The organism is Nonomuraea longispora (assembly GCF_004348345.1).
In the GTDB taxonomy this organism is placed as follows: domain Bacteria; phylum Actinomycetota; class Actinomycetes; order Streptosporangiales; family Streptosporangiaceae; genus Nonomuraea; species Nonomuraea longispora.
The window spans coordinates 1-19,903 of sequence record NZ_SMJZ01000119.1 but is presented as its reverse complement, the minus strand read 5'-3'; the positions used below and the strand labels follow the sequence as shown (position 1 = coordinate 19,903).

At 71.4% G+C, this 19,903-nt stretch carries 20 protein-coding genes; 11 read left to right on the top strand and 9 right to left on the bottom strand.

All coding sequences use genetic code 11. The features are described 5' to 3' along the window. The first annotated feature begins 22 nt into the window (after nucleotides 1-22). The 4 genes from E1267_RS27280 to E1267_RS27265 are packed head-to-tail and all read left to right on the top strand — an operon-like array spanning nucleotide 23 to nucleotide 3,214. Nucleotides 23-415, top strand: coding sequence for a hypothetical protein (locus E1267_RS27280; RefSeq protein ID WP_132336349.1), 393 nt, complete (start codon nucleotides 23-25; stop codon nucleotides 413-415). 13 nt (nucleotides 416-428) lie between these two features. Next, nucleotides 429-1,361 carry an ROK family glucokinase gene (locus E1267_RS27275; RefSeq protein WP_132336347.1) on the top strand — a complete coding sequence of 311 codons (933 nt, stop codon included), beginning with the start codon at nucleotides 429-431 and terminating at the stop codon, nucleotides 1,359-1,361. 10 nt (nucleotides 1,362-1,371) lie between these two features. Then, complete coding sequence (locus tag E1267_RS27270; RefSeq protein WP_132336345.1) at nucleotides 1,372-2,067, top strand: endonuclease/exonuclease/phosphatase family protein; 696 nt, start codon at nucleotides 1,372-1,374, stop codon at nucleotides 2,065-2,067. Between the two features lie 37 nt (nucleotides 2,068-2,104). Further along, nucleotides 2,105-3,214: a hypothetical protein gene (locus E1267_RS27265; protein WP_246064293.1), complete on the top strand. Its 1,110-nt coding sequence runs from the start codon at nucleotides 2,105-2,107 to the stop codon at nucleotides 3,212-3,214. An 8-nt stretch (nucleotides 3,215-3,222) separates the two neighbouring features. Here E1267_RS27265 and E1267_RS27260 read toward each other — a convergent pair whose 3' ends face one another. Both E1267_RS27260 and E1267_RS27255 read right to left on the bottom strand, forming a co-directional pair. Next, a complete protein-coding gene (locus E1267_RS27260) occupies nucleotides 3,223-3,702 on the bottom strand; it encodes a hypothetical protein (RefSeq protein WP_132336343.1) in 480 nt (159 codons plus the stop codon). A gap of 46 nt (nucleotides 3,703-3,748) precedes the next feature. Continuing rightward, a complete protein-coding gene (locus E1267_RS27255; protein WP_132336341.1) occupies nucleotides 3,749-4,507 on the bottom strand; it encodes an alpha/beta hydrolase in 759 nt (252 codons plus the stop codon). 161 nt (nucleotides 4,508-4,668) lie between these two features. Between E1267_RS27255 and E1267_RS27250 the strand changes: the two genes are divergently transcribed. Next, nucleotides 4,669-5,376 carry a lysophospholipid acyltransferase family protein gene (locus E1267_RS27250; protein WP_132336339.1) on the top strand — a complete coding sequence of 236 codons (708 nt, stop codon included), beginning with the start codon at nucleotides 4,669-4,671 and terminating at the stop codon, nucleotides 5,374-5,376. A gap of 109 nt (nucleotides 5,377-5,485) precedes the next feature. Here E1267_RS27250 and E1267_RS27245 read toward each other — a convergent pair whose 3' ends face one another. Continuing rightward, entirely contained in the window at nucleotides 5,486-5,944 is a 459-nt protein-coding gene (locus E1267_RS27245; RefSeq protein ID WP_132336363.1) for a MarR family winged helix-turn-helix transcriptional regulator, read from the bottom strand. Nucleotides 5,945-6,079: 135 nt separating this feature from the next. Between E1267_RS27245 and E1267_RS27240 the strand changes: the two genes are divergently transcribed. Beyond that, nucleotides 6,080-6,508, top strand: a complete 429-nt coding sequence (locus tag E1267_RS27240; RefSeq protein WP_132336337.1) for a DoxX family protein — start codon at nucleotides 6,080-6,082, stop codon at nucleotides 6,506-6,508. Nucleotides 6,509-6,522: 14 nt separating this feature from the next. Here the strand turns inward: E1267_RS27240 and mmuM are convergent, their stop codons facing one another. The 3 genes from mmuM to E1267_RS45815 all read right to left on the bottom strand — a co-directional run bounded on the left by mmuM (nucleotide 6,523) and on the right by E1267_RS45815 (nucleotide 10,773). Further along, the gene (gene mmuM / locus E1267_RS27235; RefSeq protein WP_132336335.1) at nucleotides 6,523-7,389 is read right to left on the bottom strand and encodes a homocysteine S-methyltransferase; all 867 of its coding nucleotides are present in this window, start codon (nucleotides 7,387-7,389) and stop codon (nucleotides 6,523-6,525) included. Nucleotides 7,390-7,528: 139 nt separating this feature from the next. Beyond that, nucleotides 7,529-9,937, bottom strand: a complete 2,409-nt coding sequence (locus tag E1267_RS27230) for a VIT domain-containing protein (RefSeq protein ID WP_132336333.1) — start codon at nucleotides 9,935-9,937, stop codon at nucleotides 7,529-7,531. Continuing rightward, the gene (locus E1267_RS45815; protein WP_220449703.1) at nucleotides 9,934-10,773 is read right to left on the bottom strand and encodes a helix-turn-helix domain-containing protein; all 840 of its coding nucleotides are present in this window, start codon (nucleotides 10,771-10,773) and stop codon (nucleotides 9,934-9,936) included. Before E1267_RS45815 ends, E1267_RS27230 begins: the two co-directional genes overlap by 4 nt. A gap of 114 nt (nucleotides 10,774-10,887) precedes the next feature. Between E1267_RS45815 and E1267_RS27220 the strand changes: the two genes are divergently transcribed. Together E1267_RS27220 and E1267_RS27215 are read left to right on the top strand one after the other, a co-directional pair. Continuing rightward, entirely contained in the window at nucleotides 10,888-11,355 is a 468-nt protein-coding gene (locus E1267_RS27220) for a Dps family protein (RefSeq protein ID WP_132336331.1), read from the top strand. A 170-nt stretch (nucleotides 11,356-11,525) separates the two neighbouring features. Next, nucleotides 11,526-12,548, top strand: coding sequence for an alkaline phosphatase PhoX (locus E1267_RS27215; protein WP_132336329.1), 1,023 nt, complete (start codon nucleotides 11,526-11,528; stop codon nucleotides 12,546-12,548). Between the two features lie 34 nt (nucleotides 12,549-12,582). Here the strand turns inward: E1267_RS27215 and E1267_RS27210 are convergent, their stop codons facing one another. Then, on the bottom strand, nucleotides 12,583-13,176 hold the full coding sequence (locus E1267_RS27210; RefSeq protein ID WP_132336327.1) for a TetR/AcrR family transcriptional regulator: 594 nt from the start codon (nucleotides 13,174-13,176) through the stop codon (nucleotides 12,583-12,585). A gap of 141 nt (nucleotides 13,177-13,317) precedes the next feature. Between E1267_RS27210 and E1267_RS27205 the strand changes: the two genes are divergently transcribed. Continuing rightward, nucleotides 13,318-15,492, top strand: coding sequence for an MMPL family transporter (locus tag E1267_RS27205; RefSeq protein WP_132336325.1), 2,175 nt, complete (start codon nucleotides 13,318-13,320; stop codon nucleotides 15,490-15,492). Here E1267_RS27205 and E1267_RS27200 read toward each other — a convergent pair. Further along, nucleotides 15,449-16,309 (bottom strand): bifunctional helix-turn-helix transcriptional regulator/GNAT family N-acetyltransferase, encoded by an 861-nt coding sequence (locus E1267_RS27200; protein ID WP_246064292.1) that lies wholly within the window; start codon nucleotides 16,307-16,309, stop codon nucleotides 15,449-15,451. The genes E1267_RS27205 and E1267_RS27200 overlap by 44 nt on opposite strands. 94 nt (nucleotides 16,310-16,403) lie before the next feature. Here E1267_RS27200 and E1267_RS27195 point away from each other — a divergent pair, with 94 nt between their 5' ends. Next, a complete protein-coding gene (locus tag E1267_RS27195; RefSeq protein ID WP_165959812.1) occupies nucleotides 16,404-17,306 on the top strand; it encodes a lactonase family protein in 903 nt (300 codons plus the stop codon). Between the two features lie 329 nt (nucleotides 17,307-17,635). After that, nucleotides 17,636-18,661, top strand: a complete 1,026-nt coding sequence (locus E1267_RS27190) for a 6-phosphofructokinase (RefSeq protein WP_132336319.1) — start codon at nucleotides 17,636-17,638, stop codon at nucleotides 18,659-18,661. A 138-nt stretch (nucleotides 18,662-18,799) separates the two neighbouring features. Here E1267_RS27190 and E1267_RS27185 read toward each other — a convergent pair whose 3' ends face one another. Beyond that, on the bottom strand, nucleotides 18,800-19,612 hold the full coding sequence (locus E1267_RS27185) for an MHYT domain-containing protein (RefSeq protein WP_132336317.1): 813 nt from the start codon (nucleotides 19,610-19,612) through the stop codon (nucleotides 18,800-18,802). Nucleotides 19,613-19,903 lie beyond the last annotated feature (291 nt).

The following is a 19,903-nucleotide window of genomic DNA, read 5'->3' as shown; positions in this document are numbered from 1 at the left end:
CCCCATACGCAGGGAGGGCCACATGACCGAGAGCAACGACAGAGATCCGATCGGGACCGTCGCCGACGAGGCGCGCAAGCTGTTCGAGTCGATCCAGGGGCGGGCCACCCGCCAGGTCGGCAAGTCCGTGTTCAACTCGTTCACCGGCAGCGCTCGCAGAGAACGCGACGTCTGGGAAGAGGCGGTGTCCGAGCCGCACGACGAGTACATCTGCCGTGCCTGCCCGGTCTGCCGGGCGATCGCCGCTCAGCGCGAGTCCGGCTCCGACGTGACGGGGCACCTGGTGGCCGCGGGCGGTGAACTGTTCGCTGCCGTGCGCGGCGCGCTCGACGTGCTCAGCAAACCGCCCGCCCCCCGCAGGCAGCGCGACGACCGGGATCGCCGCGACAATGTGGAACACATAGATCTGGGATAGGGAGACACGGGCAATGCTCACGATCGGTGTCGACATCGGCGGAACCAAGGTGGCCGCCGGTGTGGTCGACGACGACGGCGAAATCGTCGAACACACGCTCAGGCCCACCGCCGCCGACCGCCCTGAAGTGGTGGCCGAGACGGTGGCCGACGTCGTTCGCGAGCTGTCGAAGGGCAGACAGGTCGAGGCGGTCGGGGTCGGCGCGGCCGGGTTCGTCGACGAGACCAGGTCGATGGTGCGCTTCGCCCCCAACCTCGCCTGGCGCGAGGAGCCGCTGCAGAAGAAGATCAGCGGCCTCGTCGGCCTGCCGGTCGTGATCGAGAACGACGCCAACGCCATGGCCTGGGGCGAGACCCGGTTCGGCGCGGGGCGGGGCCAGTCACACGTGGTGTGCGTGACGCTCGGCACCGGCATCGGCGGCGGCCTGGTCTTCGACGGCGCGCTCTACCGCGGGCGCTGGGGCATGGGCGCCGAGCTGGGCCACATGCAGGTGGTGCCCGGTGGCCGGCTGTGCGGCTGCGGCAACGTCGGCTGCTGGGAGCAGTACGCCAGCGGCCAGGCCCTCGTCAAGGAGGCCAGGCAGATCGCCGAGGCGCAGCCGGAGCGGGCCGAGATCCTGCTGGGGCTGGCCGACGGCAAGATCGAGGGCGAGGAGGTCACCGAGGCCGCGCGGCTGGGCGACGACGCCTCGCTGGCCGCGTTCGGCAACCTCGCCGACTGGCTGGGCCAGGGCATGGCCGATCTGGCCGGGGTGCTCGACCCCGGCTGCTTCATCGTGGGCGGCGGGGTGTCCCGCGCCGCAGACCTGTTCATCGACCGGGCCCGCGACACCTTCGCCGAGCGGCTCACCGGGCACGGGCACCGGCCGCTGGCCGAGGTCAAGCTGGCCGAGCTGGGCGCCTCCGCCGGCGTGGTGGGCGCCGCCGACCTGGCCAGGCGCCGCTAGCCGTTCATACGTGACGATCCGCGTAGCGACCTACAACCTGCACGGGTTGCGCGACGACGTTTCCGCGCTGACCAGGGTCATCACCGCCATGCGCGCCGACGTGCTGTGCGTGCAGGAGGCGCCCAGGTTCGTACGCTGGCGGGCCAGGCGCAGAGCGCTGGCCGCCGCCGCAGGGCTGCGTCCGGCGACCCCGGGCAGGGTCGGCGGCGTCGCCGTGCTCACCGGGCCGCGCGTCAGCGTGCTGCACGCCGAGAGCCACGCGCTGCGGGCCTTCTTCGGTCTGGAGCGGCGCGGGTTGGCGATCGCCGTGGTGGAGGCGGAGGGGGCGCGGCTGGCCGTCGGCTCGCTCCACCTCGACCTCAACGACCCCGCCAGGGTGCACCACGCGGCGGAGGCCGTGGCCCTGGTGGAACGCGCGGCCACCGGGCTCGACGCCACGATGGTGCTCGGCGGCGACATCAACGAGCAGGACCACCAGCCCGCCTGGCGCTATCTCGCCGGGCGGCTGGCCGACTGTTACGCGGTGGCGCCCAAGGGCGACGGCCTGACCTTCCCCGCACGGCGGCCCTCGGCGCGCATCGACGGGGTGTTCGCCGCGCGCGACACGCGGGTCGTGTCGTGCGGGGGAGTGGACGCCCCGATGGCCGATCTGGGTGCCGCCTCCGACCATCTGCCGGTCATCGCAGAGTTGCGAGTTGGGCTGTAACGGGCAAGAGGGGCCTGCGAGCCCGTAGCATTCAATCATGACCCGTCGCTCTCAGCGGCGTGCGCTCTCCTTGATCTTGGCGACGTCCGTGGCCTTGACACAGGCCTCGCCCGCCGCGCATGCCGATCCCCGTCCTGCCACGATCGAGGCGTGGCAGCAGTCGACCAGCGTGCGCCTCCAGGCCGACGGTTCGCTCTCCGACGTGCTCGCGGTCTCGGCCGACGACGTGTGGGCCGTGGGCCAGCAGGAAATCTGGGACGTCTGGAAGAACCGCGGCACCATCCGCCACTGGAACGGCAAGAGCTGGGCTGAGGTGCCGGTGCGCGACGCCACGGCCGCGGAAAACCTGCGCGGGCTGGCCGCCGTGTCGGCGTCCGACGTGTGGACGGTCGGCGACGGCCACGACGGGCTGCCCTATCTCGCGCACGGCGACGCGTCCGGGTTCGACAGAGTAAGGCCTTCGGGCCTGCGGGCGGGCGACTGGCTCGGCGGCGTCGACGCCAAGGCGGGGCGCGTCGTCGCGGTCGGCAGCCGCGAGAAGAACGGGCTCGTCCTCACCGGTCACGGCAACTCCTGGACCGTCCACGAGACCAAGGAGAAGGGCGCGCTCTACGCGGTGGCCGACGGCTTCGCCGTCGGCGACACCGGCACCGCGCCGCTGATCGTGCACCAGTCGGGCAGTTCGTGGAAGTCGATGCCGGTGCCCTCGATCCGCGGCGGCTACCTGCGTGACGTGCACGTCGACAACTCCAAGCGGGCGGTGGCCGTCGGAGGCGTCTACCACGGCCCCGGCGACATCACGCCGCTCGTGCTGACCTGGAACGGCAAACGCTGGCGCGAGCAGCGGCTGCCCCGCTCCGAGGCCAGGCTCTACGGCGTGACGGGCGACGGCAAGGGCCGCTACTGGATGGCCGGCTACGACCCGTCGCGGGCGGGGGAGCCGTTCATGATGCGCTGCGAGAAGGGCGAGTGCGAGATCATCCGCGGTCGCGCCAAGCACGGCAGGAGCAGCGTACGCCTGCAGGCCGTGGCCTATCTTGCCGGCAAGGGCGCGGTCTGGGCGGTCGGCCACGCGGTCGACACCGCCGACCGCTACACCGACGTGGTGGAGGCGTTCGCGCCGAAGACCACCACGGCGAAGTCGTAGCCGGGCTCCTACAGCCTGGCGCCGTCGTCCCAGCCGGAGTCGTTGGGCGGGCTGTCGCCCATGCGCACCACCAGCGCCACGAACCCGCCGATGAACGCCGCCACCGCCGTGAACAGCGCCCACCCCTCCATGTGCCAGTCGGCCATCACGGCGACCAGGAGGTAGGCCGGGCCGCCGAACAACGCCGCCCACGCCAGCTTGGTCGGCAGGTCGAGTTTGGGCAGGGGTGGCGGCGGAGGCGGGACGAAGTGCTCCGCTTCCTCGTCGTCATCGCCCTCGTCTCGCTGGTCGGTAGCGTCCTCGGGCTCGTCAGGACCGTGAGGGCCGGCGGAGGGCTCCTCCGGGGGCTTGACCACTCTGCGGGTGGGTTCGGCGGGGACGTTCTCGCTGTCCGGCCATGGCTGGTCGGCCGAGTCGCGCTCGGCGGTGTCGTTGAAGGACGCGACGATCTGCCGCCAGACCTCGTCCTCGTCACTCTGGGGCGTCACCTAGATGGGCCTCTCCACAGCGATCGCGACTTCCCCCTGGGTGCGATCAGTCCCTCTGCAAGGGTACCGAGGCATGTGTCCGGATGAAGCCGAGGCTCCCGGCAAAGATCCTGTCGGCATCGTTGTCCAGCGTCGCAACATGGTAGCTATCGGTAAGCTCCTCGATCGTGGCCTGCGGCACCTTCTCACGGATGATCGCCACACTGGCCGGCTTCACCACGTGGTCCTCGGCGCTGCGGTAGACCAAAAGCGGTTGTGTCACCTTCGCCAGGTCGGCCTGCACCAGCGACCACAACTCCGGCAGTGAGGCGGCGGCCTTCACCGGGGTGCGGGCGTAGGCGAGCTCGGTCACGCCGGGTTTCTTGACGTCGCCCGCGACGCCAGGCACCGACGGCACGAACCATTTCAGCAGGGGGGCCAGCCTCATCAGCGGCACGTCGTTCGCGATCGACGGGTTGACCACGATCACGCCCCTGATCGCCGGGCCGTGCACCTCGGCCAGCCGCAGCGCCAGGCAGCCCCCGAGCGACAGCCCCGCCACGAACACCTCCGTGCAGCGGCCCTGGAGGACCTCGAACGCCTTCTCCACCTCGGCGTACCAGTCCTCCCAGCGCGTACGGTTCATCTCCTGCCACCGGGTGCCGTGCCCCGGCTGGCGGGGCAGCGAGACGCTCACCCCGTGCGCGGCCAGGAACTCGCCCCACGGCCGGAGCGACTGGGGCGTGCCGGTGAACCCATGGCACAGCAGCACCCCGACCTGTCCCGCTTCGTGGTGGTAGGACTCCGCACCTGGCATGAGCGGCATAACAGCTCCTCCGTGCTGTTTCATTCCGGCAATTTGATCCCGGAACGGCCCGATCGTCGCACGTTCTAGGGTGTTTGTGCGAGAGGTGGTGTAGGAGCATCCCCCGCGGGATGGGAAGATGACTCTGGTCACCGACAATGCGCTGAGGAAGAGGTGCCGGGGTGTTCTACTGGGTGGTCAAGGCCATCTTGGGGCCGATCCTCCACCTTGTCTTCAGGCCGTGGACCGAAGGCGCGGAAAACGTGCCCAGGCAGGGGCCCGCGATCCTGGCCGGCAACCACCTGTCGTTCGCCGACCATTTCTTCGGGCCGCTGCAGATCCGCCGCAAGGTCATCTCCCTGGGCAAGGCCGATTACTTCACCGGGCGTGGTGTGAAGGGTTTCTTCACCCGCCTGTTCTTCAGCGGCGTCGGCACCGTGCCGATCGACCGCTCGGGAGGCAAGGCCAGCGAGGCGGCGCTGCGCACCGGGCTGCGCATCCTGCGCGAGGGCCACGTCCTCGGCATCTATCCCGAGGGCACCCGCTCGCCCGACGGCCGCCTCTACAAAGGCAAGACCGGCGTGGCCCGGCTCGCCCTGGAGTCGCGGGTGCCGGTCATCCCGTGGGCCATGGTCAACACGTACGAGATGATGCCGCCGGGTCGGCCGCTGCCCAAGCTCGGCATCCGGCCGGGCGTCAGGTTCGGCAAGCCGCTCGACTTCTCCCGCTATTACGGGATGGAGGACGATCGGCTGGTGCTGCGCGCGGTGACCGACGAGATCATGTACGCGCTGATGGAGCTGTCGGAGCAGGAATACGTCGACAAGTACGCCGCCAGCGCCCGTGTCGAGATGGAGCGCGCCGCGCGCGCGGCCGCCGGGAAGAGCTAGTCTCACTGCGTGACGGTGTGCTAACCTAGAGTTAGCATGGGTGGTGGTGCACTTTCTCCGCTCATGGGTCAGCGGCGTGCCTGCGTGCACACCGAAGCCACGTCACGTCTCAGTGGGACGACCGTAAGGCACGTTCCGTCTTCCGCATGGCGGTCGTCATCGTATGCAGCTCCTCGCGACTGAGCCGGTCGATCAGATAGGCACGCACCACCTCGACGTGGCCGGGCGCCGCCCGTTCCAGGCAACGCATGCCGGCGTCGGTGAGCACCGCCAGCACTCCGCGCTCGTCCGAAGGGCAGTGCGCCCGCTCCACCAGGCCCGCCTTCTCCAGCTGGGTGATCTGATACGTCAGCGCGCTCTTCGACGCCACGACGTCTCTGGCCAGCTCCGTCATGCGCATCTGGCGGTCCTGGGCGGCCGAGAGCCGCACCAGAATTTCATACTGCGGGTGCGTCAACCCCGCCGCGGCCTTGAGCTGCTCCTCGATGCGGCGCTCCAGCAGGTGAAAAGTGGACACGAAGGCATGCCACGCCGCCTTCTCCGTCGCGTCCAGCCATCGGGGGTCCATCACCGCCTCAGTGTAGGCGCAGGCCACGACAGCCCCGCGGACAGGTCGCTGACTCGGCGGCCTGACTTCTTGTTCGGATTTGAACATCACGGCTAGAGTTGTCGTTCAAAACTGAACGACAATCAGGGAGGTCGCATGATCGAGCAGGCGCGCCCCATCGTCCTGTTGCTCTCGAGGATCGCCATCGGCGTGATCTTCATCGTGCACGGCTACCAGAAGTTCGCGACCATGGGCATCGCGGGCACCACCGAGTTCTTCGAGTCCGTCGGCATCCCGCTGGCCGGGGTGGCCGCGCCCGCCGTGGCCACGCTGGAGGTCGTGGGCGGGCTCGCGCTGATCGCCGGCGCCGCGCTGCCGATCGTGGGCTCGCTGCTGGCGCTCAACATGATCGGCGCGATCGTGTTCGTGCACGGCGCGAACGGCTTCGGCGCCGGCGAAGGCGGCTACGAGTTCGTCCTGGCGCTGGCCGCGGCCAGCCTGGCCGTCGGCTTCAGCGGTGGCGGCGCGTTCGCGCTCGACCGCGTGCTCGGCCGCCGCGGCGGCGCCGCGACGGTGACCGCCTAGCACCGCCTCAGGGCTCAGGACAGGTGCGCGCGGATCTGCCGGATGTGCTCGGGAGTCGTCCGGCAGCAACCTCCGATCAGCGACGCGCCCGCCCGCTGCCACTCCTTGGCGGCCTGGCCGTACTCCACCGGGTCGGCCAGGCCCACCCAGCGGCGGCCGGCCGGATCCCACGACTCACCCGAATTGGGATAGACCACGATGGGCAGGGCACCCGACAGGCAGGAGATCAGGCCGGGGATGTGGCGCGGCGCGGTGCAGTTGACGCCGACGGCCACCGCCTGCGAACGCCCCGCGAACAACGCGGCGGCCTCCCGGATCGGCGTCCCGTCATTGAGATGCTCGCCGTCCCGGCAGGAGAAGCTGACCCACGCCTTGACCTCCGGCGTGTGGCCCAGCAGCCGGGCCAGCGCCCGCGCCTCGGGGAACGACGGAATGGTCTCGCAGGCCAGCAGGTCGGCCCCCGCCTCCGCGAGCACCTCCCAGCGCGGCAGGTGCCAGGCGAACAGGCCGTCCTCGTCGAGGTCGTAGTCGCCGGTGTACTCGGCGCCGTTGGCCAGGTAGGCGCCGTAGGGGCCGACCGACGCCGCCACCAGCCCGCCGCCCGCCTCGTCACGCGCCTGGCCGGCCAGCTCGACCGACAACCTGAGCAGCCGCTCCGCCTCCGCCACGTCGAGCCCGCGCCGGACGAAACCCGGGATCGTGGCCTGGTAGCCGGCGGTCGTCGCCACATCGGCGCCCGCCGCGAAATAGGAGGCGTGGGCCCGCCGGATCAGCTCCGGCTCCTCCAGCAGCAGCCGCGCCGACCACAGCTCGTCGCGCAGATCCGCGCCGAGCCGTTCGAGCTGGGTGGACAGGCCGCCGTCCAGGACAAGTGTCGTCACCTCTTCAGGGTATGAGCACCCGGACGGCCCCGGTGCGCCCTGATGATCCACCTTGACCGGCCCGACCGCCGTGCACCCCTGCCCCTGTGTACCGGGCCTCTGGACGCCGATCACGTGACCGCCCCGGTGGCCGCCCGGTCTAGGCCCGCTTCCAGAACGGGCCCCGACGCCGCTCGGCCTCACCCGAGGCGCCCGGAGAGGGGTCCCGTGAGGGGTCCCGTGAGGGGTCTTGTGAGAGAGCCCTTGAGGGGTCCGGTACGGCGAGGTCGTGGGTGAGCGCGGTGAGGACGGCGACGGCGCGGTCGTGCAGGGCCTGCGCGTCCGCTCCAGGTCGCTCGGCCGCCTCCAGCTCGCGGGCCAGCGCCGCCAGCTCCTCGTTCCCTCCCAGGTACGCGGCCAGTGCGGCGAGCCGCGAGCCCAGGTCGGCCACGTAGAGCAGGTCGGGCCCCGGCAGCGCCGTCAGCCTGCCCAGTTCGGCCACCAGTTGCGGGCGTACCGGCGCCAGCGGGTCCGCGCGCCGCGGGCCGGACCCCGGCGAGCGGGAACCGCCACGGGCGGAGCCCCGCCGCGCAGGAGCTCCCGGCATCGGAGGCAGGCCGGCCGGGCCGGCGTCGCCGCCCGCGAGCAGCCCCTGCTCCCTGTCGGGGGCGAAGCCCTGAGGATGCCGCATGCGTACGGCGGTCGCGGGCGCGGCGGCCATCATCGTGTGCCCGAACCCGGCCATCGGCGCGGCGCCGCGTGGCGGCTCCCATCCGCTCGGCGGCTCGACCGGCTGGATGACGCGGTGTTCGGGGCCGCCCTCGGCGACCTGCCTGGTGTCGATCGCGACGTAGGCGGTGAAGCGGCAGAGCACGCCGTTGTCGAGGGACGTGCGCACGATCGTGGACTCCAGGTCGTGCTCGCCCATGGCGTACCGGTCTTCGAGCTCCCGGAGGTGCGTACGGGCCCAGACGGCGCGGATGGCCGGATTGTCCACCTCCACGCCCTGGACCTGCTCCTCCCACGGGCCGTCGGCCGCCATGCCGCGCACGGTCAGCGAGGAACCCTCGCGGTAGCGTCCGTACACCCGCAGCGGCACGCCGGGGAAGATCGAGCCGAGATGCGTGACCGTGCCGGGCTCCACGTCGAGGCCTTTGATCGACAGGTCGGTGACCAGGGGAGCGCCGATCCTGCGGTGGATCTGCTCCATGGCGGCGTCCAGCCGGTCCTCCGACTCGACCAGTTCGCACCTGCCCGCGCCCAGCCCCGCCAGCCGGCCGAGGAACCCGGCGTTGACGGCCCGGTCGATGCCGACGGTGTGCACGCGCATGGCCGACAGTGCCCCGCCGGCCTGCTCCAGGATCTGGTCCTCGTTGCCCACCTGGCCGTCGGTGACCAGCACCACGACGCGTTCGCGTCCGGAGGTGCCGTCGAGGAGGGCGACGGCCTGTTGCAGCGGCTCCAGCATCTCGGTGCCGCCGCGGGCGTCGACCCGGGCCAGATGTTCGACGGCGCGGTAGCGGTTGCGGTCATCGGCCTCCACCAGGCCCTCGAACGCCTGCTCCACCACGGAGTCGAAGGTCAGCACCGCGAACCTGTCCTGAGGGGTCAGCGTGTCGACGATGCGCGCGGCGGCCCGGCGCGCGCAGACCATCTTCCAGCCGCCCATGCTGCCTGAGCGGTCGAGCAGCAGCACCACGTCGCGGGGCGCGCGCGTGGCCTGCAGCGGCGGCGGCACGACGGTCAGCGCGTAGGTCCTCCGGCCTTCGGCCCCGCCGTCGAGCTGCAACGACGTGGAGGCGTCGAACGACATGCGCAGGATGAAGTCGCGGTCGAGCCGCTCACCGGGGCGCAGGCGTACCGTCCCGCCCTCTTCCTCGACCACGTGCAGGCTGGAGGCGAGGCCGCGCAGCCGCAGGCCCGCGGCGTCCACGCGGGCGCTGAGCGAGAGCCGCACCGGGTCGGGAAAGCCGGGCAGCAGCACGGGAGGCGTGATCCGCGACGCGTCCGGGACCGCGTCCGTGTCGGGCGCGGCGCCGTCCCCGGCCGGCCGCCCGTCGATGGGGGTGCCCGGGATGTAGCGCGGGGCCACGACCAGCGGGAACCTGAAGGTGGCCGCGCCGTCCTCGTACGGCAGGGGCTGGCTCATGGTCAGCCTGACGGAGACGCGCTCGCCGGGCAGGATGTTGCCCACCCTGATCGTGAAGACGTCAGGCCGGTCCTCCTCGGCGATCGCCGCCCGCCTGCCCTCGCGCAGCGCCTGGTCGTAGTCGGCCCTGGCCTGGCCTCGCTCCTTCAGCACGCCCTCGACGACCCGGTCGCCGGCCTCCATGCGAAAGCCCGTCACAGCCGCCCGGTCGGGCAGCGGGAAGACGTACGTGGCCTCCAAGGTGACGTCGAACGGGTTTCTGAACCCCTGGGTGACCTCGACCCCGGCGATGAGCCCCGAGATGTCGGCGGCCACGTCCACGCTTTCGAGCGGCAGGTTGCCACGTTCCGTCCGCAGGGCGCCGAACCCGGCGTCCGGCACCGGCAGGCACCGTGCGGGCTCCAGCGAAGTGATGTTCATATCAGTTGCCTCTCTTCGAGCACCGCGAGCAGCGGCCCGGCCGCCGCCAGCACCGCCTGAACGTCCTCATCGGACGGCGCCCGGCCGGTGTCCAGCACTAGTCGCACCCCGTCCGCCAACACGACTCCTGCCACCGCTCCCGCCACCATGCCACCCGCCCGCCGGCCTGCCGCTCCGGCTCGGCGCCGCGTGCCCTCGTCCCCCGGCGTCGCGGCCATTCCGGCCGCAGGCCGGCCCGCGCCGCCTGTGCCGGGCGCTGTGGTGGGCGCTGTGCCGGGCCCTGTGGTGGGCCCTGTGGTGGCGGGGCCGGCGGCGTGGTTCCGGTGCCCCGCGCCGACCCCACTACCCGGGTGCGCGGCCCAGAACCTCCCGCGTGCCAGGTCGTCCGGAGCCCCGTCGCCGTCCTGCGGCCGTTCCCCGTGCCCGCCGGCGGCACGGGCGCCCGTGGCCGGAGGGGCGGGCACGGGAGGCCCGTTCGCCGGCGGGGCGCCGGCGGCCGGTCGTGTGGCCGCCTCAGGAGGCGTGGTGAGACCGGCGGCCGTCTCCAGCATGCGGTCCGTCGCCCCCGCGAGGGCGGCCTGGATCTCGGCGATCGACCGGCCCGCCGCCTGCAGCCGTTTGACGGCCACGAGTTGCAGCAGGTGGCGCCGTCCGTACCGGGCGATTCTGCCGCGCCTGGTGAGAGGCGGGTCCACGAGGCCGATGGTCGTATACCACCTGATCAGCCGTTCCCCGGGCACGTCGCGGACCCGGCCGTTGGCGGTGGGCGCGGCGCTGTCGCGCAGCGCCCGCGCGGCGCGGTCGGCCAGCTCGCCGATGGTCCAGGTGTCGTTCATACCCTCACAATGACACTGTCACTATTGCACTGTCAATAATGGCGTACGGAAGAACGCGGGACCGGGAGTCGTTATAAAAAGGGACAGTCCGACCGAATGGGGAGGAATGACGACATGGCCACGATCACCGGTCCACTCGCGGGTGATGCCAGGAGCACGGTCGCCGAAGCCTTGCAGGGCGCTCTGGTCGATCTGATCGACCTCTCGCTGGTCGCCAAACAGGCCCACTGGAACCTCGTCGGCGCCCACTTCCGCCCGATCCACCGGCAGCTCGACAAGGTCACCGAGCTGGCCAGGAAGCACATGGACATCCTCGCCGAACGCAGCGTCGCCCTCGGGATCAACCCGGACGGCCGCTCGGCCACGGTCGCCAGGAACACCAAGCTCCCGCAGCCGGACGGCGGCTGGCTGGAGGATGGCAAGGTCGTGGCGACGATCACCGAGACGCTCGACGGCATCAGCAAGCGGATGTACGAGCGCATCCGGCTCACCGACGAGCCAGACCCCGTCACCCAGGACCTGCTCATCGCCGTGGCGCGGGAGATCGACAAGCAGCACTGGATGTTCCAGGCCCAGCGCTGACGCAGCGAGGAGTCCGGGATCCGCAGGCGGAGCACCCGGGCTCTTCGTCTGTCGTGAACCCTGTGATCAGCTCGTGGAGCGGTGGGGTTTGCGCAGAGTTTGAAGTGACGAGTCCCTGCCATTCATGTCCGTGCGGTCGACTAGCGTGGCACCTAGAGGGAGGCCCCACGATGTCCCACAAGACTCTCCTCCGCACGGGCCCGCTCTTGCAGGGCGGCGTGAGCCCGTACGGCCCGCTCCGGCTGCCGGGCGAACACGGGCTCGTCCTGCCCTCCGGGTTCCACGGCAGGGAGGTGGCCCGCTCCGGGCACAAGGTGGCCGGGTTGACCTGGCACGCGGCGCCCGACGGCGGCGCCTGCTTCCCCGACGGCGGCGGCTGGATCTACGTGTCCAACTCCGAGCTGCCGTTGCTCGGAGGCGCGTCGGCGCTGCGCTTCCGCGCCGACGGCAGCGTCGCCGACGCCTATCGCATCCTGTCGGGCACCGATCTCAACTGCGCGGGCGGCGCCACACCGTGGCACACCTGGTTGTCGTGCGAGCTGGGCCACCGCGGACGCGTCTTCGAGTGCGACCCCTACGGCGCGCGCGCCGCCCGTCCCCGCCTGGCCATGGGCCGTTTCAAGCACGAGGCCGCCGCCTGCGACCCGGAGCGGCGCGTGGTCTACATGACCGAGGACGAGCCCGACGGCTGCTTCTACCGGTTCAGGCCCGGAGACTGGGGCGACCTGACGGAGGGCACGCTGGAGGTGCTGTGCGCCTCGGGTCGCTGGCGGGTGGTTCCTTCACCGGCGGCGCTCCGCCAGGAGGCCCGGCACCAGGTCGAGGACGCCCGCCACTTCGACGGCGGTGACGGGTGCCACTACGCGGGCGGGGTGTGCTACTTCACCACCAAGGGCGACGCCGGCCTGTGGGCCTACGACGTGCAGACCTCGACGCTCGACCGGCTGTGCTCGGGCGTGCGCGCCATCACGGCGGCGCCCTCGGGGGACCTCTACGTGGCCAGGGAGACCACGCAGATCGACGTCATCGCCCCCGACCGGGAGGTCACGCCGTTCCTGCGCCTGGAGGGGCACGACGGCGCCGAGCTGACCGGGCTGGCGTTCTCACCCGACGGCGATCGGCTCTACTTCTCGGCGCGGCGGGGCCGCGCCGAGGGCCACACGTTCGAGGTGACGGGCCCCTTCCGCGCCTGACCTCCCGCCGTGCCGGCGCGTCGGCCCCCGCCGGTCAGCCCAGATAGCGCACGAGCATGAGCTTCAGCTCGTCCACCAGTTCGGCGCCACGTTCGGCGGGCGCTGATGTGATCATCGGCATCACCGCCTTCACCGTGGCCAGCGCCATGCTGCCCGTGAGCAGGGCGCGTTCCTCGGAGAGGCAGGGGGAGCGGCGGCGGAGCATGGCGGCGACGTGCCGGGCGATGTCGTCGTGCAACCGGCCGGCCGCCTCGGCCAGGCGATCGCCGGTCGCCGTCCCGTACAACAACGACCAGTACGCCGGCGAACGGCTCTTGAACCGTACGCTCTCGTCCACCAGCTCCCCGACCAGCACGTCCAGGGGGACGTCGGGTGTGACGGCGGCCAGCCGGGCGGCCCAGAACTCCTGCCGGTCCTCGGTGTAGCGGGTCACCAGCCCGTCCAGGATCTCCTCCTTGTTGCGGAAGAACTGGTACAGCGACCCGGGCGACATCCCCGCCCGCGCGGCGACCTCGTTCGTGGTCATCTCGGGATAGCCCACCTCGGCGATGACCTGTTCCGCGGCGTCAAGGATCTCCGCCATGCGCTTCAGTCCGCGCGCCTGACGGCGGACCGTACGTCCGGCCATGCGTCTCCTCGTTGACAATGCGAGCTTTTACTTGTATTCCTGGTTCCGAAACCAAACACGAGTAGTTTACCGAGTTTCGGGAGCCGTCATGAGAACCGAGCCCGTCCCCCGTTTCATGAGGCCGCCCGCCGAGGTGCCGGCATGGCGGTGAACACCCGACCTCGGACGGCCCGCGCGAGCGTCGCGGACCCCGCGCTGCGCAGGCTCGGATTCCTCCTCGTCCGGCGCCGCCGGCTCGTGCTCGCGCTCGCCCCGATCGTGTTCGTCGTCGCCGCGGTGATCGCGGCGGGCGTGGTGCCGAGGCTGTCGCTGTCCAGGTTCGAGGCGCCGGGATCGGAGTCCGACCGCGCCCAGGCCGAGCTGATCGAGCGGTTCGGCACAGGCAGTCCCGACGTGATCTTCCTGGTGACCGCCAGGAGCGGCACGGTGGACGACCCCGCCGTCGCCGCGGCGGGCAGGGAGTTGACCGCCCGGATCGGGCGCGAGGAGGGTGTCGCGGAGGCCGCCTCCTACTGGACCCGGGACCGGCCCGCCACCCTGCGCAGCGGCGACGGCAGGCATGCGCTGATCCTGGTGCGCGTCCCGGGTGACGCCGACCACGTACGGGCCGGGGTCCTGCCCAGGCTCGTGCCCAAGATCACCGAGGGTGGCGATCTGCTCCAGGTGCGGGCCGGGGGAGGAGAGGAGGTGTTCAGGGAGGCGGTGCCGCTGGCCAGACAGGACTTCGTCCGCGCCGAACTGGTGATCTTTCCGCTGGCGTTCGTGCTGCTCTGGTTCTACCAGCGGCGGGTCGTGGCGGCTGTGGTGCCGATCCTCGCCGGGGTGTTCGCCATGGTGGTGGGGCTGGCGCTCCTCGGCGGCGCCCTGCTGTTCGCCGAGATCTCGACGTTCGCTCTCAACCTGACACTGGCCATGGGGCTCGGCCTCGGCATCGACTACTGCCTGTTCGTGATCCAGCGCTTCCACGAGGAGACGCGGCGCGGCGCCGACCGGGCGAGCGCGGTCGCCGGCGCCGTCGAGCACGCCGGCAGGACGGTGCTGTTCAGCGGCGTCACCGTGGCCACGTCCCTGGTGGTGCTGCTCGCGCTGCCGTTCGACTTCCTGCGCTCCTTCGCGTACGCGGGTGTCGCCGTCGTGATCGGCGGGCTGGTCGCGGCGGTGCTGGTGCTGCCCGCCGTGCTCGCCACGGCCGGCGGCACGATGGTCCGCAAGCGGGAGAAGGCGGAGCGCGTGGCGGGGTTCTGGCACGCGCTGGCTTGGCGGGTGATGCGCCGGCCGCTGCTGTCCGGCGGGGCCGCCCTGGTGGTGCTGCTCGTGCTGGCATCGCCGTTCCTGGGGCTGCGCTTCGGCGTGGCCGACGACCGCATCCTGCCTCCCGAAGCGTCCTCGCGGCAGACCCAGGACGTCATCCGCCGCTCCTTCCCGGCGGAGGAGACGGACGCCATCCAGGTGATCTCGAAGAGCGCGGCGGCAGGTGATGTCTCGGGGTATGCCGCGCGCCTGTCACGGCTCCCCGGCGTCGCCCAGGTCGACTCGGCGGCGGGGTCCTTCGCCGCGGGCGGCAGGGTGGGCGACGGCGACCCCGCGAGGTTCGCGGGCCGGGGGACGTGGGTGTCCGTGGTCCCGTCGGCCCAGGCACTGGCCGACGACCCCGTCCGCGTCGTCGAGGCCGTACGCTCCGTCGAGCCGCCGTTCGAGGTGCTGGTCGGCGGCTATCCGGCCGAGCTGGCCGACTACCGGTCCTCCGTGGTGGACCGGTTGCCGCTCGTCCTCTCCCTCATGCTGGGCATGACCTTTCTCGTGTTGTTCCTCATGACGAGGAGCGTGGTCATCCCCATCAAGGCGACCCTGATGAACGTGCTCAGCCTCGGCGTCATGTTCGGGGCACTGGTCTGGATCTTCCAGGCCGGCAACCTGTCGGGCCTGCTCGGCTTCACCCCCACGGGCACGCTCGACGCCTCCATCCCCATTCTCATGCTCTGCGTCGCCTACGGCCTGTCCATGGACTACGAGGTGTTCCTGCTGTCGCGCATCAAGGAGGAGTACGACAGGACGGGCGACACCGAGCGTGCCGTGGCGACGGGCCTGCAGCGCAGCGCCCCGCTCATCACGGCGGCCGGCGGGATCCTGGCGCTGACGTTCGCCGCCTACGCCACCGCGCAAGTGTCTTTCGTGCAGATGCTGGGTGTCGGCATCGCGGTGGCCGTGCTGGTGGACGCGACGGTGATCAGGGCGATCCTGGTGCCGAGCCTGATGCGCCTGGCGGGGCCGCTCAACTGGTGGCCCGCAGGTCGCGCGCCCACATCTGGTCGGTGACCTCGACGCCGTTCTCCCTGCCCTTCTCCTGCGACTGCAGCTCGAACCCGGCTGCCTGGTAGATGCGCAGCGCGCTCACCAGGCAGTCGCGCGTCCACAACGTGATGCGCTCGCAGCCCTCGGCCCGCGCGTGCCGCAGGCACTCCTCCACGAGCCGTCGCCCGATGCCCATGCCGCGCGCGGACGGCTCGACCAGCAACAGCCGCAGCTTGGCCGTGGCGGCGTCCTGCCGGACGAAGAACACGCATCCGGCCCGTTCCCCGCCCACCTCGGCGATCCACCCGGTGTCGCGCGAGAAGTCGAGCTCGCCGACGATCCTGGCGACCAACTGCTCGAAGCCGGCGCCCCAGCCGTACTCGGCGTCGTAGAGGGCACCGTGGCGGGAGACGACCCAGCCCAGGTCGCCGGTGCGCGGGGGCCTGATCACGTACGGCTGCCGCTCGGCGGGCGGGGCGAGCAGGCGCCTGATCGTCCCCATGGCGGCCACGAGCCGGTCCTGGTCGGGCTCGGGCAACCCGGACAGCAGCCGCTCGACCTCCCCGGCCGAACGCCTGTCGAGCCCGGAGAAGACCTCCGCGCCGGCGGGCGTGAGGCGTACGAGCTGTTTGCGGGCGTCGGCGGCGGAACGCTCGCGCGTGATCAGCCCGTCGCCCTCGAAACGCGCGAGCATCCTGCTGAGGTAGCCGGCGTCCAGGCCGAGCAGCCCGCGCAGCTCCCCGGTCTCCATCCGCTCGGCGTGCGCAAGTTCGAACAGCACCCGCACCTCGGTCAGTGAGTACGGCGAGTCGAGCGTCCTTGCCTGGAGTGCGCCGATCACTTTCGTATAGAACCTGTTGAAGGCTCTTACCTCAGAAACCCTTGCTTCTGGCAATGAATACATTGTCATAGTCAACCATAGGAGGATTCCCGCTGTGAAGCACCTGTACATCGGCGGATACGGCCCCGGCATCGTGACGGTCGGCGGCGATCTGACCCGGGTGGCGGCCCCGTCGTTCCTGGCCGCCCATCCCACCCTGCCGGTGTTGTACGCGGTGGGAGAGCTCGAACGCGGCTGGCTCACCGCGTACACGATGGGGGAGGAGGGCCTCAGGCCGCTGGACGAACGGCCGAGCGAGGGCGACAGCCCCTGCCACGTCGCCGTGGACCCCACGGGCACGCTCCTGGCGGCGGCCAACTACGGCGACGGCACGGCCGTCCTCTACCACCTCGACTCGAGGGGCGCGTTCGAGGGCGAGCCGATCGTGCTGCGGCACGAGGGCTCAGGCCCCGACCCGGACCGGCAGGCGGGCCCGCACGCCCACGAGGCGGTCTTCCATGACGGCCTCCTGCACGTGTCCGACCTCGGCACCGACGAGATCCGCCGCTACCGCCCCGACGGCACGCCGCTGGAGCCGATCACGATGGAGCCGGGCACCGGCCCGCGCCACTTCGCCTTCGCCGGCTCGCGCCTGTACGTCGCGGGCGAGCTCGCCGGCACGGTCACCCTCCTGGAGGGTGAGCGGCGCACGGTCGTGCCCGCCTCCGGGCGGCAGGGCGAGAACGCCCCTTCGCACCTGGAGCTCGCGGTTGGCTACGTCTACGTCGCCAACCGCGGCCCCGACACGATCACCGTGCTGCGCGACGACCTGTCGGTGGTGGCCGAGGTGCCGTCGGGCGGCGACTGGCCGCGGCACTTCGCCATCGACGGCGACCGCATGTACGTCGCCAACCAGCGCTCCGGCAGCGTGAACGTCCTCACGCTGAAGGACGGCGTCCCCGAGCCGGCCGGGCAGGTGTGCGAGGTGGAGAGCCCGGCCTGCGTGCTGATCACGTAAGTCGCCGTGGGCGGCGTCCCGGCCCTCCGCGGGGACGCCCGGCAGCCGGTCCTGCCGGGGAGCAGCGATCCGGCCGCCGCCCCGGCGCGGAGCATCGGCGAGCCGCGCGCGACGGGGCCCACGGACACGGGTGCGCCAGGCGCTTCGGCGCGCGCGACGGTCACGGGAACTGCGGCAGAATGGCATCCTTGTTCAGATTGGGCGGGTGGACCTGGCGTTTGGTCTAGACCACTGCCCGCGCGTACGGGCAGAATGCCGTCTGAACAGGTCTGAACATGCGATTCTGACCATGCGATTCTGGACGTGAACCCCATCGGGAGGAACCCGCCATGCGTATTGGAGTGCTCACCGGGGGCGGCGACTGCCCCGGCCTGAACGCCGTGATCCGGGCAGTGGTCCGCAAGGGGGTGAGCGCGTACGGCCACGAGTTCGTCGGCTTCCGCGACGGCTGGCGCGGTCCGCTCGAAGGCGACACGATGCCGCTCGACATCCAGGCCGTCCGCGGCATCCTGCCGCGCGGAGGGACCATCCTGGGATCCTCGCGCACCAATCCCATCAAGATCGAGGGCGGCGTCGACCGGATCAAGGACAACCTCGCCTCGACCGGCGTCGACGCCCTGATCGCCATCGGCGGCGAGGACACCCTGGGCGTCGCCAAGCAGCTCTACGACCGCGACGTCAAGGTCGTGGGCGTGCCCAAGACGATCGACAACGACCTGTCGGGCACCGACTACACCTTCGGCTTCGACACCGCCGTCAACATCGCGACGGAGGCCATCGACCGCCTGCACACCACCGCGGAGTCCCACCACAGGGCGCTCATCTGCGAGGTCATGGGCCGGCACGCCGGCTGGATCGCCCTGCACGCGGGCATGGCCGGCGGCGCGAACGTCATCCTCATCCCGGAGAAGCCGTTCGACATCGACCGGGTCTGCGAATACGTCGAGTCGCGCTTCCGCACCCGCTACTCGCCGATCATCGTCGTCGCCGAGGGCGCACACCCCGTAGAGGGCCAGATGGAGCTGCAGGCGGGCGAGCTCGACGCGTTCGGCCACGTCCGGCTGGGCGGCATCGGCGAGGTGCTGGCCAAGGAGATCGAGAAGCGCACCGGCAAGGAGGCCCGCACGACGGTGCTCGGCCACATCCAGCGCGGCGGCACCCCGACGGCCTACGACCGGGTGCTGGCCACCAGGTTCGGGCTGCAGGCGATCGACGCGGCCCACGAGGGCGACTACGGCAAGATGGTCGCGCTGCGCGGCACCGACATCGTCCGCGTCGGGCTCGACGAGGCCACGGCCGAGTTGAAGACCGTGCCCGTCTCGCGCTACGCCGAGGCCGAGGTGTTCTTCGGCTGACTGTAAGCGGGCTGCAAGCGGGCGGCCGTAGCTTCTTCATCAGCGGGGTTAACCGCTACAACCCCCTAAGGGGTACGGCCTGCGCCGCAGTTCGTCGGCGGCCCACCTGTGCGACGCAGGCCGTGCCCATGACATAGATCATCGACGGGGCGTGCCGAAGAGATCCGTCTCCGGCGCGCCCTCGTCGTGTGCGCCCAGCCGGGCCCGGTAGGCGGCCTCGCTGCGCAGCTCCTTCTCCGACGGCGACAGCAGGACGGCGAGCAGCAGGCCCACGGTGATCAGGCTGGTGCCGACGATCAGCGGCAGCAGGAAGTCGATGGCCGCGGCTCCGGAGACCGCCACGGGCTCGTGGTGCGGCGTCACCGACATGGAGGCCATCCCGGTGTAGTGCATGCCCGCCACCGCCAGGCCCATGACGAGCGCCGCCGCCCCGATCTTGAGCGTGCCGTTGACGCGTACGGTGAACCACAGCGCCACCGTGGCCGCGGCGATCGCGATCAGCACCGAGATCGACACGACCGCAGGGTCATAGGAGACATGCGCTGACATGTTCATCGCGGCCATGCCGAGATAGTGCATGCTCGCCACGCCGGCTCCCGTCAGCAGACCGCCGCCGGCCAGGTAGACCAGGCTGTCGCCGCCGTACGAGGCGAGGAACAGCCCCGCCCCTACGACCACGACCGCGATCAGCGCGGAGACCACCGTGAGCGGCACGTTGTAGCGGATGGTCATGCCGGGGACGGAGAAGCCCAGCATGGCGATGAAGTGCATCGTCCAGATGCCCGTGCCGCCGATGGCGAAGGCCGCCCCCACCAGCCAGAACGCGCCGGCCCGCCCGCCGGCCACGCGGGCTCGCGAGGTGAGGAGCAGGCCCAGCATCGAGCCCGCGCTGGAGATGACGTAGGCGGTGACGGGCGTCACGAACCCGACAGAGAAATGATCGACCGGCATACCCATCCGTCCCTCGCGTACTGATAAGGGAGTATGGGCGGGTGATCGCCGGGCGCGCAACTACCTTCTGCGCGAGCGAGACGGCAGCCTGCGCGACGAGGGCTGCTGCCGGCGCGGCGGCGCCTCTGCCTGGCCGGACGCCGGCGTCGGCGGAGTGCCAAGCGGCTGGCCGGGTTGCTGGCCAGGTTGCTGGAAAGGCGCCTGGGGCATCTGGGGGTAGGGCGCCTGACCGGCGGGTGTCTCATGGGTGGGGGCGGCCAGCGGCATCGACGCCGGCGCGACACCGGGGGC